General features: G+C 60.4%; 16 protein-coding genes and 1 pseudogene. 3 read left to right on the forward strand and 14 right to left on the reverse strand.

Going from position 1 to position 17,122, the window contains the following annotated elements:
- Positions 1-38 precede the first annotated feature (38 nt).
- From epsC to EAY64_RS16060, 13 genes and pseudogenes are all read right to left on the reverse strand, one after another.
- Positions 39-995, reverse strand: coding sequence for a serine O-acetyltransferase EpsC (epsC, locus tag EAY64_RS16005; protein WP_103525741.1), 957 nt, complete (start codon positions 993-995; stop codon positions 39-41).
- A 41-nt stretch (positions 996-1,036) separates the two neighbouring features.
- Complete coding sequence (locus EAY64_RS16010) at positions 1,037-1,564, reverse strand: rhodanese-like domain-containing protein (RefSeq protein ID WP_103525742.1); 528 nt, start codon at positions 1,562-1,564, stop codon at positions 1,037-1,039.
- Between the two features lie 274 nt (positions 1,565-1,838).
- A complete protein-coding gene (locus tag EAY64_RS16015; protein ID WP_103525743.1) occupies positions 1,839-2,627 on the reverse strand; it encodes a MetQ/NlpA family ABC transporter substrate-binding protein in 789 nt (262 codons plus the stop codon).
- Positions 2,628-2,733: 106 nt separating this feature from the next.
- Positions 2,734-3,411 (reverse strand): methionine ABC transporter permease, encoded by a 678-nt coding sequence (locus EAY64_RS16020; protein WP_103525744.1) that lies wholly within the window; start codon positions 3,409-3,411, stop codon positions 2,734-2,736.
- On the reverse strand, positions 3,408-3,638 hold the full coding sequence (locus EAY64_RS20910; protein ID WP_324255847.1) for an NIL domain-containing protein: 231 nt from the start codon (positions 3,636-3,638) through the stop codon (positions 3,408-3,410). The genes EAY64_RS16020 and EAY64_RS20910 overlap by 4 nt, the downstream gene beginning before the upstream one ends.
- 51 nt (positions 3,639-3,689) lie before the next feature.
- Positions 3,690-4,421 (reverse strand): annotated as a pseudogene (locus tag EAY64_RS16025) (methionine ABC transporter ATP-binding protein); the annotation flags it as partial.
- 221 nt (positions 4,422-4,642) lie between these two features.
- Positions 4,643-4,861 (reverse strand): TOBE domain-containing protein, encoded by a 219-nt coding sequence (locus EAY64_RS16030; RefSeq protein ID WP_103525746.1) that lies wholly within the window; start codon positions 4,859-4,861, stop codon positions 4,643-4,645.
- A gap of 23 nt (positions 4,862-4,884) precedes the next feature.
- Complete coding sequence (locus EAY64_RS16035; protein ID WP_103525747.1) at positions 4,885-5,679, reverse strand: ATP-binding cassette domain-containing protein; 795 nt, start codon at positions 5,677-5,679, stop codon at positions 4,885-4,887.
- Between the two features lie 8 nt (positions 5,680-5,687).
- On the reverse strand, positions 5,688-6,479 hold the full coding sequence (ssuC, locus tag EAY64_RS16040) for an aliphatic sulfonate ABC transporter permease SsuC (RefSeq protein ID WP_103525748.1): 792 nt from the start codon (positions 6,477-6,479) through the stop codon (positions 5,688-5,690).
- 9 nt (positions 6,480-6,488) lie between these two features.
- The gene (gene ssuD / locus EAY64_RS16045; RefSeq protein WP_199734470.1) at positions 6,489-7,628 is read right to left on the reverse strand and encodes an FMNH2-dependent alkanesulfonate monooxygenase; all 1,140 of its coding nucleotides are present in this window, start codon (positions 7,626-7,628) and stop codon (positions 6,489-6,491) included.
- Between the two features lie 55 nt (positions 7,629-7,683).
- A complete protein-coding gene (locus EAY64_RS16050; RefSeq protein WP_103525750.1) occupies positions 7,684-8,619 on the reverse strand; it encodes a sulfonate ABC transporter substrate-binding protein in 936 nt (311 codons plus the stop codon).
- An 11-nt stretch (positions 8,620-8,630) separates the two neighbouring features.
- Positions 8,631-9,221, reverse strand: a complete 591-nt coding sequence (ssuE, locus tag EAY64_RS16055; protein ID WP_103525751.1) for an NADPH-dependent FMN reductase — start codon at positions 9,219-9,221, stop codon at positions 8,631-8,633.
- A gap of 298 nt (positions 9,222-9,519) precedes the next feature.
- Positions 9,520-9,726: a hypothetical protein gene (locus tag EAY64_RS16060; RefSeq protein WP_103525752.1), complete on the reverse strand. Its 207-nt coding sequence runs from the start codon at positions 9,724-9,726 to the stop codon at positions 9,520-9,522.
- Between the two features lie 203 nt (positions 9,727-9,929).
- Between EAY64_RS16060 and EAY64_RS16065 the strand changes: the two genes are divergently transcribed.
- On the forward strand, positions 9,930-10,706 hold the full coding sequence (locus EAY64_RS16065) for a cysteine hydrolase family protein (RefSeq protein ID WP_103525753.1): 777 nt from the start codon (positions 9,930-9,932) through the stop codon (positions 10,704-10,706).
- Positions 10,707-10,851: 145 nt separating this feature from the next.
- Here the strand turns inward: EAY64_RS16065 and EAY64_RS16070 are convergent, their stop codons facing one another.
- The gene (locus EAY64_RS16070) at positions 10,852-12,249 is read right to left on the reverse strand and encodes an amino acid permease (protein WP_103525754.1); all 1,398 of its coding nucleotides are present in this window, start codon (positions 12,247-12,249) and stop codon (positions 10,852-10,854) included.
- A gap of 548 nt (positions 12,250-12,797) precedes the next feature.
- Between EAY64_RS16070 and EAY64_RS16075 the strand changes: the two genes are divergently transcribed.
- Both EAY64_RS16075 and EAY64_RS16080 read left to right on the forward strand, forming a co-directional pair.
- Positions 12,798-14,579 (forward strand): PAS domain S-box protein, encoded by a 1,782-nt coding sequence (locus EAY64_RS16075; RefSeq protein ID WP_158604709.1) that lies wholly within the window; start codon positions 12,798-12,800, stop codon positions 14,577-14,579.
- A 2-nt stretch (positions 14,580-14,581) separates the two neighbouring features.
- Positions 14,582-17,053 carry a two-component system response regulator gene (locus tag EAY64_RS16080; RefSeq protein ID WP_103525756.1) on the forward strand — a complete coding sequence of 824 codons (2,472 nt, stop codon included), beginning with the start codon at positions 14,582-14,584 and terminating at the stop codon, positions 17,051-17,053.
- Positions 17,054-17,122 lie beyond the last annotated feature (69 nt).

The following is a 17,122-nucleotide window of genomic DNA, read 5'->3' on the forward strand; positions in this document are numbered from 1 at the left end:
AGGCGGCGCAACGCAGCAGCAGGTTTTTTGTTAGCTGCTCACGGGGGGGCTGCCTGCAGGCTGGCCTGGGTAATCTGGCTGCCCGGTGGCACGCTGCGAGTGAGCCAGACATTGCCACCGATGCTGGAACCGTGGCCGATGGTGATACGCCCCAGCACGGTGGCGCCGGCGTAGATCACCACATCGTCTTCCACGATGGGATGACGCGGCTGGCCCTTGAGCAGGCTGCCATCCTCGCCCTGCTCGAAGCGTTTGGCGCCCAGGGTGACGGCCTGATACAAGCGCACCCGCGCACCAATGACAGCGGTTTCGCCGATCACCACGCCGGTGCCGTGATCGATGAAGAAACCAGCACCAATCTGCGCACCGGGATGAATGTCGATCCCGGTTTCACCATGGGCGATCTCAGCAATGATGCGGGCAATCAAGGGCAAGCCAGCGCGATACAGCAAGTGTGCCAGCCGGTGATGCAGGATGGCGTTGATGCCGGGATAGCACAGCAATACCTCGTCCACACTGCGCGCTGCCGGATCGCCTTGCCAGGCGGCGGTGATGTCGGCATCCAGCAGGCGGCGCTGGTCGGGCAAGGCCGCAGCAAACTGCTGAACAATGGCCACCGCCTGCGCCTCAAGCCCTGCGGCGCAGGCCTCGCTGGGCTGCCCGCTCAATCTGGCACCATAGCGCAGCTCCAGCTGCACTTGCGCCGCCAGCGCATCCAGCGCCACCGCCAGGCTGTGGCCGACAAAAAAGTCCTCGCTGCTGTCGCGCAGGCCCGGCGGCCCCAGTCGCATCGGAAACAGCGCGGCAGCCAGTGCCGCCACGATGTCACGCAAGGCAGCACGGGATGGAAACTCGCGGGTGGAAAAATCCCGCAAGCGGCCCTGGCTTTGCCGCCAGTCGGCACGTGCTGCATGCAGTTGGCTGACCACGCTATCCAGATGCCAGTCATGCACCACTGGCTGGGCGGGATTAAAGGGACGGACCAGATCATTCATGGCAGTACTCGCTGTATCGTGGTGCGCGAAAAAAGAATGGATCAGTCTTGCTGCCAGGGCAGATTCCAGTAGCGCCAGCCGCCTACATCGCCGCGCTGGTTCTGGCTGTCCAGATCACCCTCGAAGCCTTCCAGCACGTTGTACACCTGGGTGAAGCCAGCCTTGGCAGCAGCCTCGGCAGCGGCGGCAGAGCGTTTGCCACTGCGGCACAGCAGCACCACGACGCTGTCCTTGCCACCGGCCTTGTTTTCCAGCTCGCGCAGGAAGCGCGGATTCTTGATCAGCGCCGTGCCGGTCTGCCAGGCCACATGCAACGAGCCGGGCACCTGGCCAACGAATTTGCGCTCTTCGGCCGTGCGCACATCCACCAGCGTGGCGACACCGGCTTCCACCAGCGACCAGGCCTCCAGCGGATAGAGCGCACCGGTATAGGCAAGGCCACTGTCTGCCGCACGCAGGCGGGCAATTTCCAGCAGCTCTTCGCTGGCACTGACTGCGTCGGTGGCGCGGAGCTGATGGCCGGAAGGGCCGGCCTGGGTGGTGCTGACGGGGGAATGCAGTTGGCTCATGCTGGTCTCCTTGCGCTGCTTATCTGTTGCGTTGGAGACCAATATACGCGGCGCACTGGCCGCGACTAAGCAAGAAAATCTGCAGTCATTATGAAGAAAATCGATAACCACACCGTTCTTATGGCATTTTCTGGCATAACAAAACGAATCGTCGTTTTCTGCCCAGACAAGTGCTTACAAAAACAGCGGAAAGTGCACCGGAGAGGTATTGAAAATACAAAACGGGGTGGCCATGGCCACCCCGTTTTCAGTCAATCGAGCACGTCTGTCCGGATCAGAAAGCCGGAATCACCGCACCTTGGTACTTGGTTTCGATGAACTTCTTGGCTTCCGGGCTGTTCAGCGCAGCAGCCAGTTTCTTGATGGCGGCGCTGTCCTTGTTGTCCGGACGGGCTACCAGCAGGTTGGCATACGGCGAAGTGGTTTCGGTGAACAGCGCATCACGCTTCGGATTCAGCTTGGCTTCCAGTGCGTAGTTGGCGTTGATCAGGGCGGCATCCACCTGGTTCAGCACGCGCGGCAGGGTAGCGGCTTCCAGTTCCTTGATCTTGATGTTCTTCGGGTTGGACACGATGTCCTTGGTGGTCGGGTAGATGTTCTTGCGATCCTTCAGCTTGATCACACCGCCCTGATCCAGCAGCAGCAGCGCACGGCCGGCATTGGTCGGATCATTCGGGATGGCCACGGTAGCGCCCTGCGGCAGCTCAGCCACTTTCTTGTACTTGCTGGAGTACACGGCAAACGGCTCGATGTGAACCGGCTTGGACGCCACCACCAGATGGGTGCCACGGTCCTTGTTGAACTTGTCCAGATACGGAATGTGCTGGAAGAAGTTGGCATCCAGCTGCTTTTCTTCTACCTGGGTGTTAGGCAGCACGTAGTCGTTGAACACCTTCACCTGCAGATCCACGCCTTGCTTGGCCAGGGTGGGCTTCAGGGCTTCCAGGATTTCAGCGTGCGGCACCGGCGAGGCGGCCACGGTCAGTTTTACATTTTCAGCATGTACGGCCAGGGCGGCCACGCTCAGGCTCAGGGCAGCAAACAGCTTGGAAACGCGTTTCATCGTTTTTTCTCCAGATCAATGGGCAAAGGGGGTCCATACAGCCGGCGGCTACCGGCTGCACAGGGATTCACAACAAAGGGAATGCAGTAATGTGCTGGCGGCTGACTCAGCCGAAGCGACAGCGGCGCACCAGGGCATCGCCCGCGGTTTGCAGGCCCTGCACCAGCACCAGCAGCAAAACCACGGTGACGATCATCACCTCGGTCTGGAAGCGCTGATAGCCATAGCGGATGGCCAGGTCGCCCAGGCCGCCGCCGCCAATGACACCGGACATGGCGGTGTAACCCACCAGCGCCACGGCAGTAACGGTAGCTGCGCCAATCAGGCCGGGCATGGCTTCAGGCAACAGCACCTTGAACACAATCTGCGGCAGCTTGGCGCCCATGGACTGGCTGGCTTCGATCACGCCGCGATCGATTTCGCGCAGCACGTTTTCCACCAGGCGGCCAAAGAAGGGAATGGCCCCCACCACCAGCGGCACAATGGCACCGGCCACGCCGATGGACGTGCCCACCAGCAGCAGGGTGAGCGGAATCAGCACGATCAGCAGAATGACAAAGGGCAGCGAGCGCAGCACATTCACCAGGAAAGACAGCACCGCATACAGGCGCGGACGGGCACGCAGCTGGCCCGGGGCGCTGATGTAGAGCAGCACGCCCAGCGGCAGGCCGAGCACGATGGTAAACAGCAGCGATACGCCCAGCATGGTCAGGGTATCCAGCGTGGCACCGCCGATTTCCGGCCAGTCCACGGTCAACAACAGGCTTGGGTCAAATGCGCTCATGCCAGCACCTCGCAACGTACACCCTCGCGGGCAAAAATTTCCGGCAGTGCCGTCAGTTCCACATCCGATGCCACCACGCCCACCAGCAGCTGGCCGCAGGGAGTGTCACGGATTTCGCTCAGGGTGCCGCTCAGCAGGTTGACGCGCAGGCCGGTTTCGCGGCCGACCTTGTCCAGTACCGGGCTGAGGGTAGGCTCGCCGACAAAGGTCAGCTTGAGCAGCGGCACGCCAATGCGCGCGCGCCAGGCATCGACCCGCTCGCCCTGACCAAAACCGGTTTCGGCCAGCAGGCTGCGGGTAACCGCATGCTGCGGCTGCAGGAATACGTCCAGCACCTGGCCGCTCTCCACCACCTTGCCGTGATCCATCACCGTCACGTGGTCGCACAGCTGGCGAATCACCCGCATGTCGTGGGTGATCAGCACGATGGTGAGATTGAGCTGGCGGTTGATGTCGGCCAACAGGGCCAGAATGGAATCGGTGGTTTCCGGGTCCAGTGCCGAGGTGGCCTCATCGCACAGCAAGAGATCAGGGTGATTGGCCAGCGCACGGGCAATGCCCACGCGCTGCTTTTGTCCGCCGGACAATTGCGCCGGGCGCTTGTCCTTGTGATCGGCCAGACCCACCAGCTGCAGCAGCTCGTCCACCCGCGCATCCATTTGTGCCGGGCTCAGGGTAGCCGCCAGTTCCAGCGGGAAGCGCACATTGCCGGCCACGGTGCGCGAACGCAGCAGATTGAAATGCTGGAACACCATGCCGATGCGCTGGCGACGTTGCTGCAGGGCAGCTTCCGGCAAGGCAGTCAGCTCCTGCTCGCCCAACGTCACCGTGCCGCTATCCGGCCGTTCCAACAGGTTGAGGCAGCGGATCAGGGTGCTCTTGCCGGCCCCGGAGCGGCCGATGATGCCGTAGATTTCCCCGGCGGAGACTTGCAGGCTGACATTGTCCAGCGCGGCAATGCGGCGGCCTTCATGGGTGAAATGCTTGCTGAGATTGCGTACTTCTATCATACCGTCTGCGTTCTATCCCCTGCCCTGATCAGGCAGAAAGCGGGTGAGCGACGGGGGATAACCCGTCAGGAGTGGCAAGTCTAGCGGCAGTACGCCCAAACCAAAAATAATAAAAATTTCGTTGTATATCGTTTTAGAGAATATTGGATACAGCAGACAAGTTGCACGCCTGCCTGACTGCGCAGGGAGTAATGGCGGACTAGCAAGCCGCCCTGTCAAGCTCAGGCCAGCGTAGCGATGGAGACCTCGGTCGATTTGACAAAAGCCACCACCGGCGAGCCCACCTTCAGTTGCAGCTCCCGCACCGAGCGGGTGGTGATCACCGAGGTAACAATGCCGGATGGGGTTTCCACGTCCACCTCGGACAACACCGGCCCTTCGATGATTTCCTTGATCACGCCCTTGAACTGGTTGCGTACATTAATGGATTGAATGCTCATGCTCTGCTTTCTGTGTAATGGGGTTACAAGGCCCAGTGCAGCTGCGAGAAATGCAGCGACGTGAGCGGTGCTTCATTGATTAGCGGCGTATTGAATGACGGCCCCTGCAACACGCGCTGCAGGATGTGCTGCTCCAGCGCCACGAAGCGCGGGTCGGCATGAGTGCGGCTGCGCGGCAGCTCCACCGGCAAATCCAGCGCTACCCGGCCCTCTTCCAGCAGCACCACGCGGTCGGCCAGCGCCACCGCCTCGCTAACATCGTGCGTCACCAGCACCGTGGTGCAGCCATGCTGCTGCCACAGCTTCTCGATCAGGCCCTGCATTTCCAGCCGGGTCAGCGCATCCAGCGCGCCCAGCGGCTCGTCCAGCAACAATAAGGACGGCTGATGCACCAGCGCCCGCGCCAATGCCACCCGCTGGCGCTGGCCACCGGACAGCCGGGCCGGCCATTCCTGCGCCCGGTCGGCCAACCCTACTTCAGCCAGAGCCTGCTCGGCTTCGCCAAGACGGCTGGCCGGCAAGCCCAAGGCCACATTGTCCAGCACGCTTTTCCACGGCAGCAGGCGCGCTTCCTGAAACATCACCCGCACACTTTGCCCGGCTGGCTGCTGCAACAGGCCGCCATCGGGCCGATCCAGCCCGGCCAGCAAACGCAGCAAGGTGCTCTTGCCGCAGCCAGAGCGGCCGACAATGGCCAGGAACTGGCCTTGCGGAATCTGCAAATCCAGCTGATCCAGCACCAGCCGTTCACCAAAGCGGCGGCTGAGGCCATGCAGGCGGATCGCCTGGTCAGTCTTGAGATCATCCAGTTTCATCATGACTCTCCTCAGGCAGCCTGAAAGTAGGATGGATGCCAGCGCAGCCAGCGTTTTTCCAGCAAACGGGCCGCCACATCCACCGCCTTGCCCAGTGCGGCATACAGCAGGATGGACAGCACCACGATGTCGGTTTGCAGGAATTCGCGGGCATTGGCCGCCAGATAGCCGATACCACTGGTAGCCGACAGCGTTTCCGCCACGATCAGGATGATCCAGGCAATGCCCAGTGCGTAGCGTATGCCCACCAGAATCGATGGCAGCGCCCCCGGCAACACGACCTGGCGAAACAGCTCGCGGCCACTCAAACCGTAGCTGCGCGCCATTTCCAGCAGCTGCGGGTCCAGCGAGCGGATGCCGTGATAGGTATTCAGATACACCGGAAACAGCACGGCAAACGCCACCAGAAACACCTTGGCCGACTCATCAATGCCAAACCACAGGATCACCAGCGGCAGGATGGCCAAGGGCGGGATATTGCGCAGCATCTGCAAGGTGGTATCAAACAGCGCCTCGCCCAGCCGTGACACCCCCGTCAGCAGGCCAAACAGCAGACCAAGGCCGGCGCCGATGACAAAGCCGGCCGCCACCCGGGCAAAGCTGACCGCCAGATGGCGGAACAGGTCGCCACTGATCAGCAGTTGCCAGAAGGCCACCAGCACTTCGCTAGGTGCTGGTAGAACCCGGTGGTTCAGCCAGCCGGCCAGCGAGGCAATCTGCCAGCCGATCACCAATAACAGCGGCACCAGCCAGGGCAGCAGGCGCTGCCACAGCCCGCGTGCAAATGAGACAGAACGTGACATGGGTGCTCCTCAGGAAGCCGCCGCCAGGCGGGTTTCATTGGGCAACAGCTGATTGGCCATCACCTCGCCTGCCGGCTGCTGGCCAAGGCTGGCCTTGAGACGGTCCGGCAGATGGGGGAACAGCAGCTCGGCCACACGGTAGGCCTCGTCCAGATGCGGGTAACCGGAGAACACGAAGGTTTCGATGCCCAGCTCGGCGTACTCTTGCATGCGCGCTGCCACGGTGGGGCCATCGCCCACCAGTGCCGTGCCTGCGCCGCCGCGCACCAGGCCGATGCCCGCCCACAGATTGGGCGAGATTTCCAGCTTGTCCCGGCTGCCGCCATGCAGCGCAGCCATGCGGCGCTGGCCTTCCGAGTCCGCCCGCGCCAGGGTTTTCTGCGCATTGGCGATGGTGGCGTCATCCAGACGGCTGATCAGCCGGTCGGCCGCAGCCCAGGCCTCTTCGTTGGTTTCGCGCACGATGATGTGCAGACGGATGCCAAAGCGTACCGTGCGGCCCAGCTTTGCTGCCCGTGCCCGCACGTCGGCAATTTTCCTGGCTACTTCGGCAGGAGGCTCGCCCCAGCTCAGATACACATCCACATGCTCGGCCGCCAGATCATGCGCGGCGTCGGACGAGCCACCAAAGTACAGGGGCGGATACGGCTTGCTCACCGGCGGATACAGCAACTGGGCATCGCTCACCTTGATGTGCTTGCCGTCCAGATTCACCTTGTCACCGGCCAGCACGCCCTTCCAGATATGCAGGAATTCGCTGGCGGCTTCGTAACGTTCGTCATGACTCAGCCAGCTGCCATCACCGGCCAGCTCCACCGGGTCGCCACCGGCCACCACATTCACCAGCAGGCGGCCTTGCGACAGGCGGTCGAAACTGGAAGCCATGCGTGCTGCCACCGTGGGCGACATGATGCCGGGGCGTACCGCCACCAGGAATTTCAGTTTTGTGGTAGCCGGAATCAGCGTGGCGGCGGTAACCCACGGATCTTCGCAAGAACGGCCAGTGGGAATCAGCGCGCCATCAAAACCCAGGCTGTCTGCCGCGCGGGCGATCTGGGTGAGGTAGTCCAGGTCCACCGTGCGCGCCCCTTCCGGGCTACCCAGATAACGACCATCACCATGGGTGGGGAAAAACCAGAAAATCTGCATGTCTATTATTCCTGTCTTGATTTTGTCTTGTTCTTGCTTGCTTGTTGATCTTGGCTCAGGGCTTCCACACCGAGTCCTGCACCTTGATGGCCTTGGGAATCAGGCCCAGTGCGTGGAAGGTGTCGGCCACTTGCTGTTGCTGCTGGATGGTTTTGGCGTTGACGTAGCTGACGCTGTAGTCCGGATGGCGGCTGAGCATGGCGGCATAGGTTTCCGCCTCCAGCCCGGTGTAGCCGGACAGGGTTTTTGCCACTTGCTGCACATCGCCACGCAGCTGTTTGTTGTTGTCGGTGAGCGCCTTGAACACGATGGCAATCACCTTGGGGTTGGCCTGGGCAAAGTCACGTGCCGCCAGATAGAAGGTATTGTTGGCACTCAAGCCCTTGCCACTGGACAACACCCGCACGCCACCAGCCCGTGTAGCTGCCGCGTAGTACGGGTCCCAGATACTCCAGGCATCCACGCTGCCGCGCTCGAATGCCGCCCGTGCTTCGGACGGGGTCAGGTATACCGGGGTGATGTCGCTGTATTGCAGCCCGGCTTTTTTCAGTGCCGCCACCGTCAGATAGTGCGCGCTGGAGCCCTTGGTAAAGGCCACGCGCCTGCCCTTGAGATCGGCCAGCTTCTTGATGGCCGAACCGGCGGGCACCAGAATGGCCGATGATTCCGGCTTGGATGGTTCCTGGCCGATGTAGACGATATTGGCCCCGGCGGCCTGGGCGAATACCGGTGGCGAATCACCGGTCATGCCGATGCTGACACTGCCGGCATTCATGGCCTCCAGAATGGGCGGGCCGGCCTGGAACTCATACCACTTCACCGTCACCCCCAGCGGTGCCAGCTGCTTTTCCAGCGTGCCCTGCGCCTTGAGCGATACCAGATTGATGGCACTTTTCTGGTAGCCGACATTCAGCTCCAGCGCCTGGGCCGATAGTGAAACGGCAGCCAGCCAGGCGAGGCCCAGTGTTTTCTTCAATAGGGAAATGGCCATGCTGGCGCTCCTTACAGGCTGATCAGCCGGGAAATGAAATCGTTGGCATAGCGCGGCGCATGCGGGGCCGGGGCATTCACCCCCAGCAGGGCGGCGAATTCGTGCACCGCAGTTTGCAGGCGCTGTTCCAGCTCCTCGGCCAGTTCGGCCTCGCCATTGGCATTGGCGCCGATTTGCGACTCCACCGCATACACGCCCTGATGGATGGCGCTGGCCTTGAGTGCCGCCAATACCGGCTTGATGGAGTAATCCACCGCCAGCAAATGGCCCGGGCTACCGCCGCTGACCAGTGGCAGCACCGGCTTGCCAGCCAGGCCACCTTCGGGAATCAGGTCCAGCAGCACCTTGAGCGCGCCGGCATAGGCGGCCTTGTATACCGGGGTGGCAATGATCAGGCCGCTGGCCGTGCTGACCCGTTGCTGGAAGTCCTGGATTTGCGGGTGAGAAAACTGGCCATGCAATAGGGCATCAGCCGGAAAATCGTGAATGGACAGGGTTTGCAGCTCGATATCCAGTGCAGTCAGCGCGACACGGCTACGCTCGATCAGGCGCGCGGTGCGCGAGGTTTTACTGGGGCTGCCGAGAATGGCGAGAACGGTCATGGGTGGGTTTTCCGCAGTGCGTCATGTCAATGAGCAGCACCTTAGCAGAGCCCCGTTATATCCATAACCAACAATAATTGAACTTGTTAGCAGTAAAAAAGCTAATGAAACAATGTGCTTAACTTAGTGCCAGTTGAGTATTTGGCGAGCGCGAGTGAGACAAGGCAAGAACAACCGAAAACCAGCGGGAAAGCCGAACTTACCAATCGTAAAGGTGCATGCTGCGAGCCTTGGACATGCAAAAGCCCGTGCCGATGGTGTGCGGCACGGGCTGGCTGATGGCAGCTGCAAGCCGGGCTCAAGCCTGGGCTTGGTCGTCCTGAGCGGCGTCGCTGGCGCTGTCGTCTTTCTTTTCCAGCATGTCTTCCAGTGCGCCCGCACCCTTGAAACCGGCCACAGCGGCAATGCCCTTGGTCAGGAGGCCCGCATCGGGATCCAGCTTCTCAGCAGCTTCCACCGCAGCAATGGCACCAGCTACTTCACCCAGGGTATCCAGCAGTCCCATGATTTCTCCTTCAAAGTCATTGAAATGAAAATTTATAATGCCAGAAGTCGATGACATGGCAAGCATGCTCGGTTCAAACGGCGCAACTGGCCACATTCACGAGACCAATCCGGCAACTACATCAGGCCACCAGGCAGTGGCCAGCCTGTCCAGAAAACCACGCTTGTCGCACAATAGGCGGCCAAGCCACCCACGAGCCCAGCATGCGCCATCATTTGTTGATCATCGACCCCCAGAACGATTTCTGTGACCTGCCCCAGTCTGCGCTACCCGTCAGCGGCGCCAATGCCGACCTGCAGCGGCTGGCGCAGTTGATCACCCGTCATGGCACGCAGCTGGACGGCATCACGGTGACGCTGGATAGCCATCATCGCTACGACATCGCCCATCCGGCCTTCTGGCGCGGCCCGCATGGCGAGCAGCCGCTGCACACGCCGATCAGCCTGGCAGATGTCGATAGCGGGCGCTGGTTGCCGGCCAATCCGGCACTGCTGGCTGAGGTCCGCGTTTATCTGCAGCAAAGCAGCCTGTATGTGTGGCCGCCACACTGCCTGGTCGGTAGTTGGGGCCATAATATCCAGCAGGATCTGAACCAGGCATTGCAGCAGTGGGAATGCCAGCGGCTGCGGGTGATGCAGCTGCTGTTCAAGGGGCTGAACCCGCTGACCGAGCACTTTTCCGCCTTTGAGGCCGATGTACCGCGTGCCGACGACCCCGCCACCTGCTTCGACCACCAGCAGCTGGCCGCACTGCTGGCAGCAGACCGGGTGCTGGTGGGTGGCGAGGCTCTGTCCCACTGCGTGGCCAGCTCGGTGCGCAGCCTGCTGCGCCATCTGGGGCCAGACTTCGCCCGCAAGCTGGTGCTGCTGGAAGACTGTAGTAGCCCGGTACCAGGATTCGAAAAACAGGCGGAGGACTTTGTCGCCGAAATCCGCCAGCTGGGCGCGCACATTCTCCCCAGCACCGCCCTCTTCGCCTAAAACACCCGCGGCTGCGTTACGCCGCCCTGCGCCAGCAATACTGCGCTCCGGTTCGCTGCTCTAAACGGCGGGCCAGCAAAAAGGGCGTGCCCGCCGGCACGCCCTTTGCACATTAACCGCGTGCCGTTGCACGCCGGCGCATCACTCAGTCACGCTCCACCGCAGCCAGTGCCGGCTGGTGGTGGCGACCCAGATTGAACATCTTGTACACCACCGACACGGCCAGCAGCAGGCCACTGCCGACAAACAGCGATACGCGGGTATCCGGATTCACCAGCATGCCGAACAGCACGCACACCAGGAAGGCAATGGTCAGCCAGTTGGTGAAGGGGAACAGGATGGACTTGAAGGGATGCGCCGCCATCTTGTCGCTGTGCGCCAGACGGAAACGGGCCTGACACACCAGCACCACAAACCACGGCACCATGCCCGGTAACACGCTGGCGCTGTAGACATACACGAATACGCGCTCCGGATTCGGGATGATGTAGTTGAGCGCCGAACCCAGGCCGATGCAGGCAATGGTCACCCAGATGGCGTTGACCGGCACACCACCCTTGGACACCTTGGCCAGGAAGGACGGCAGCTGCTTGTTCTGCGCCAGGGTATACAGCATGCGGCCACAGCTGTAGATGCCGCTATTGCAGCCGGACAGCGCGGCGGTCAGCACCACGAAGTTGATGACACCCGCGGCAGCGGCAATGCCCACCTTGGCAAAGGTCAGCACGAAGGGGCTGCCACTGCTGCCGATCTGGTTCCACGGATAAATGGCCACGATGACGAAGATGGCACCCACATAGAAAATCAGGATGCGCCAGATGATGTTGTTGATGGCGCGCTTGAGCGTGACTTGCGGGTTCTTGGCCTCACCGGCGGTAATGCCCACCAGCTCCACCCCCTGGTACGCCGCCACTACCAGGCACAGTGCAAACAGGAAGCCCTGCCAGCCACCGGCAAAGAAACCACTATGCGCGGTGAGGTTGGCAAAACCGATGGCCGGCATATCGGCACCACCCACCAGAATCAGCTTCAGCCCCACCAGAATCATTACCACGATGGTGGAAATCTTGATCAGGCCGAACCAGAACTCGAACTCGCCATACAGGCGTACCGCCAGCAGATTGGACGCAGCCAGGATGCCGACAAAGGCAATGGCCGGCACCCACTGTGGCACGGTGGGGAACCAGTACTGCACATAAACCCCGGCGGCGGTAATCTCGGAAATACCCACCGCTATCCACATCAGCCAGTAAGCCCAGGCTGTCAGATAACCCCAGTAGGGGCTGAGATATTTATAGGCGTAATAAGCAAACGAGCCGGCTACCGGTTCGGTATGCAGCATCTCGCCCATGGTGCGCATGATGAAGAAGATAAATACGCCGGCAATGGCATAAGCCAGCAATACCGAAGGCCCCGTCCATTTAAGCGTGCTGGCGGAGCCCATGAATAGCCCGACACCGATGGTACCGCCCAGGGCGATCAGCTCGATGTGCCGTGCCTCAAGCCCGCGCTGCAGCTTTTTGTCACCTTGATTTTCTGACACGATGTTTTCCCGTTGGTTTCACATATTTATTAGCGACTATCAAAGCCACGACAATATTCTGTCAAGCAGCACGCTGATAATCTTTGATCTGACAACGGGTGAATGCTAACCAGTTCATATATTCGGCGCAACGCGGTTTTTATGGCCATTCGCATAGAAAAGCATTAATTCGAAAATCCGAACGCCGATATGTTTATTTATCCGGAAATCCGAATAAATATATCAATCCAGAAATAAAATAATCACCATATTTAAAACAATTGCGCTTATTCCACTGATATTCACGCAGCCTTGGCTGGCAACCATTCCGGCCAGCAGCGAAGCATCTGCCCGGCAAGCACAGCGCCTCCTGCCCGGCGACCGACAGCCCCGGCCACACCCCGCAGTCCCGCTAGTGACACCCCCTATTCTTGCCCATTACTACAAAACCACTCTGCCAACAGCGGAATTAATCAACCAACTCATGCCCAATTCAATACTTTCAATACTCATTTTCGTTACCCATAATGACTATTCAGTCGCCATATACGGCATAGCGGGGCATGGGCATGGAAAAACTGATCGCGGACTTGCTGGCAACCTCCCCCATCGGCATTGCAGTACTGGATAGCCAGCTGCGCTATGTCCACATCAATCACCAGCTGGCCGACTCCAACGGACTGAGCCCGGAGGCCCATATCGGCCGCACCCCGCGCGATGTTTTGCCCGAGGCCGGCCCCGGTCTGGAAGACATCATGCACCAGGTGATGACCAGCGGCCTGGCCGAATGCAATTTTGAAGCCAGTGCCGAAATCCCGCCGGGGTCTGGCTGCATCACCTACTGGAATGCCAGCTACCACCCGCGCTTTGACAAGCAAGGCGAGCCTTGCGGCATCATTGCCATGGTGGAAGACATTTCGCTGAAAAAACGGGCAGAGCTGGCCATCCGTGTCAGTAACGAACGCATCCGCAAGGTACTGGATGCCCTGTTCACCTTTGTCGGGGTGCTCAGCCGCGAGGGGGTGCTGCTGGAAGCCAACCGCGCACCGCTGGAACAGGCGGGGCTGGAACTGGCCGAAGTCCAGGGCAAGCTGTTCTGGGAATGTTACTGGTGGGACCACGATCCACTGGTGCAAAGCGAGCTGCAACAGGCCATCGCCCGCGCCGCCAGCGGTGAAACCGTGCGCTACGACGTGGTGGTGCGCATGAAGAACGACAGCCGCATGATCATCGATTTCATGCTGCGTCCCCTGCACGATGAAGATGGGACCATCAGCAACCTGATTGCCTCCGGCATCGACATCACGGACCGCAAGCAAAACGAACTGGCCTTGCAAATCAGTGAAACCTATTTCCGGGAAGTAGTGGAATCCACCCCGGACGGGCTGATGATGGTGGACCAGCACGGCATCATCCGCCTGATCAACACCCGCATGGAGCAGCTGTTCGGTTACAGCCGGCGCGAACTGGTGGGCGAAAAACTGTCCAGCCTGCTGCCCGATCACTTTCGCTCCACCCACGACAGCTATGTCACGCAGTTTTTCACCGCCCCATCGGCCCGCGGCATGGCCAACCGCAAGCCGCTGTTTGCCCAGCGGCGCGATGGCTCGCAGTTTCCCTGTGAAATCGGCCTCAACCCGATGCAGGTGGGCGAGGAAGTGCTGACGCTGGCCTGCATTTCCGATGTATCCGAGCGCTACTATGCCAAGCTGGAACTGGAAAAGGCGCTGCAGGAAAAAACCGTGCTGCTAGGCGAGGTGCATCACCGGGTAAAAAACAATCTGCAGGTGATCTCCAGCCTGCTCAGCCTGCAATCTCGCAATGCCACAGCCGAGGTCAACAAGGCCTTGCTGGACAGCCAGAACCATGTGCGCTCGATGGCGCTGATCCACCAGTTGCTGTACGAACGCAATGATTTCTCGCGCATCCCGATGTCGGTGTATGTCGAGCGGCTGATCCATCTGCTGCGCGATGTCAGCACCGGCTATGGCAACCATATCGCCTTCAGCTTTCAGCGTGCGGGAGAAGAGGCCTATCTGGAATTGCAAAACAGCATTCCCTTCGGGCTGATCCTCAACGAAATCGTGGTCAATGCCTGCAAGCATGCCTTCCGCCCCGGCCGTCCCGGCAAGGTGGCCATACACATGCACAGCGCCGCCAGCGTGGTGCTGGAGATACGCGACGATGGCCAGGGCTGCCCGCCCGGCGTGTCGCTGGGGCATGCCAGCACGCTGGGCTTTCAGCTATTGCCCATGCTCAGCGAGCAGCTCAAGGCAACACTGACCCTGGAAACCGCACCGGATCAAGGCTGCTGTTTCACCCTGACCATTCCAGACCTCATCCGGGAGTAAGCATGGCCCACCGCATCCAGATCGTAGAAGATGAGCGCATCGTGGCGCTGGATCTGAAAATCGCCTTGCAAAGCCTGGGCTTTGAGGTTGTCGCCAACTGCGCCTCCGGCGAGGAAGCCATCCGCAGTGCGGGCAAACTGCGCCCCGACCTCATCCTGATGGATATCCACCTGGAGGGCGGCATGTCCGGCACGGAGGCCGCGCTGCACATCCGCCAGCAACTGGACATTCCCGTGGTGTACCTGACCGCCTTTGCCGAAGAGAACATCCTGCAGCAGGCGGAAAAAAGTGCGCCTTACGGCTATCTGCTCAAACCCTTCGAACTACGCGAACTCAACGCCACCATCCGCATGGCACTGGCCTGCCGCACCGCCGAACTCGAAGTGCACAAACAGCAAAAACTGCTGATGCTGGCGGTGGAAACTGCCCAGCTGGGTATCTGGGAATGGGATCAACAGCAATCGCTGTTTACCGGCCAGGGCTACTTCGGCAAGATCACCGGCCTGGCCATGGAGCAGCGCCAGGAAGCCACGCCGCCGTTTATGCGGCTACTGGAGCTTGCCGACCAGAGCCGACTGAACCAGTTACTGAAGGACCGCGGCCGGGTGGACATGATCACCACCATCACCCCGGACGATGGCGAAGCGGTCTGGGTGGAGATGTCGGTACAGGAGTACGAGCCGCAATGGCAGGAAAGCGCCAAGCAGATCGGCGTGCTGCGCGACATCAGCGAACGCATCAAGTCCGAACAGCTGCTGCAGCAAGCCGGCGCGGTATTCCAGTCCACGGCCGAGGGGATTGTGGTGATCGATGCCGAGCGGCTGGTGAAATCGGCCAATCCGGCCTTTTTGCGCATGACCGGTTTTTCCCTGCTGGAAATACTGGGACAGGACATCGACGAACTGCTGCATGTCAAAAAGCACACGCCGGACTTTTACCACAGCATCAGCCAGATGAAAGAAGTGGGATGGCATGGCGAAGTGATGTGCCAGCGCAAGAACGGCGAGCAATTCCCCGCCTGGGAACACATCTGCCTGGTGTCGTACGACAATGAATTCCCCTCGCACTACATCATTGGCTGCACCGATGTCAGCTCCATCAAGAAAGCCGAAATCGAACTCAACCGCATGGCCTTTCATGATGCACTGACCGAACTGGGCAATCGCTACCTGCTGAACGAACAACTGGCCATCGAACTGCAGCGGGCAGAAATGAATGGCAGCCGTATGGGACTGCTATTCATCGACCTGGACGGCTTCAAGCTGATCAACGACGGGCTGGGACACGCCACCGGCGACCAGTTGCTGAAAGTGGTGGCACAACGCATTCGTGAAACCATACGCCGCTCGGATATCCCGGTGCGCTTTGGTGGCGACGAATTTTTCATCATCTGCCCGCATAGCAGCGAGGAAGACTGCACGGCGATTGCCGGGCGCCTGCTGGAAAAGCTGGAACAGCCGATGCAAGCACGGGATGAAACCATCGTGGTGACCTGCAGCATCGGCATTGCCATGTACCCGCAGCATGGCCGCACCGCGGAAAAACTGCTCAGCGCCGCCGACAGCGCCATGTACGAGGCGAAGGAATCCGGCAAACGGCGCTATTGCACCTTTGATGAATCCATGGCGGAAAAAGTGCACGAACGGCTGCGGCTGGAACAGCGGCTGCGCCAGGCCGTCAAGGAACAGCACTTTACCCTGCACTACCAGCCGCTGATCCGGGTGGAGGACAGCGTGCTGATCGGCTTCGAAGCCCTGCTGCGCTGGCGGGATGGCGAGCAGGACATCCCACCCGCGATATTCATTCCGGTGGCCGAAGAATGCGGACTGATCCAGGAAATAGGCAGCTGGGTGCTGGAGCAGGCCTGCATCGAAGCACAGCGCTGGAACACCAGCTTCCATTACCCGCTCAAGGTGGCGGTCAATGTATCAGTCATGCAGTTCGTCGAAGCAGATTTCCGCCAGCGCGTGGCAGCCGTGCTGCAAAACTCCGGCCTGCCACCACACCTGCTGGAACTGGAAATCACCGAAAGCGTGCTGCAATCACTGGAGGACAGCAAACGTATCCTGAAAGAACTGAAAGCCGTGGGCGTGTCCGTGGCCATTGACGATTTCGGCACAGGCTACTCGTCCATGGCCGTGCTGAAAGACCTGGCAGTAGACCGGCTGAAAATAGACCGCTCCTTCATCTGCAATACACCGGCACTCAGCCAGGACTCTGCCGTGTGCAAGGCCATCATCATGCTGGCCAAAAGCCTGATGCTTGGCATCACCGCCGAAGGGGTGGAACAAATCGAACAAGTGGCCTTTCTGCGGGAAAACGGCTGCGATACCTTTCAGGGCTACTTCTACGCCCGTCCGCTGGATGCAGCCGCACTGGAACATTACCTGCAGCAGTATTTTTCCACCCAAGGCAGCATTACCGCCCCTCACAAGACAGTGACAACGCCCCGCAACAAGACCAAACCGATATAGCACGCTGCCCGTTGGCAGCCAGCAGCTCACAGGCAAGCAGCGATGCCGCGCTCAAGCGAGCTGGCAGCA

The sequence above is a fragment of the Aquitalea palustris genome (genome assembly GCF_003693445.1).
Classification (GTDB): Bacteria; Pseudomonadota; Gammaproteobacteria; order Burkholderiales; family Chromobacteriaceae; genus Aquitalea; species Aquitalea palustris.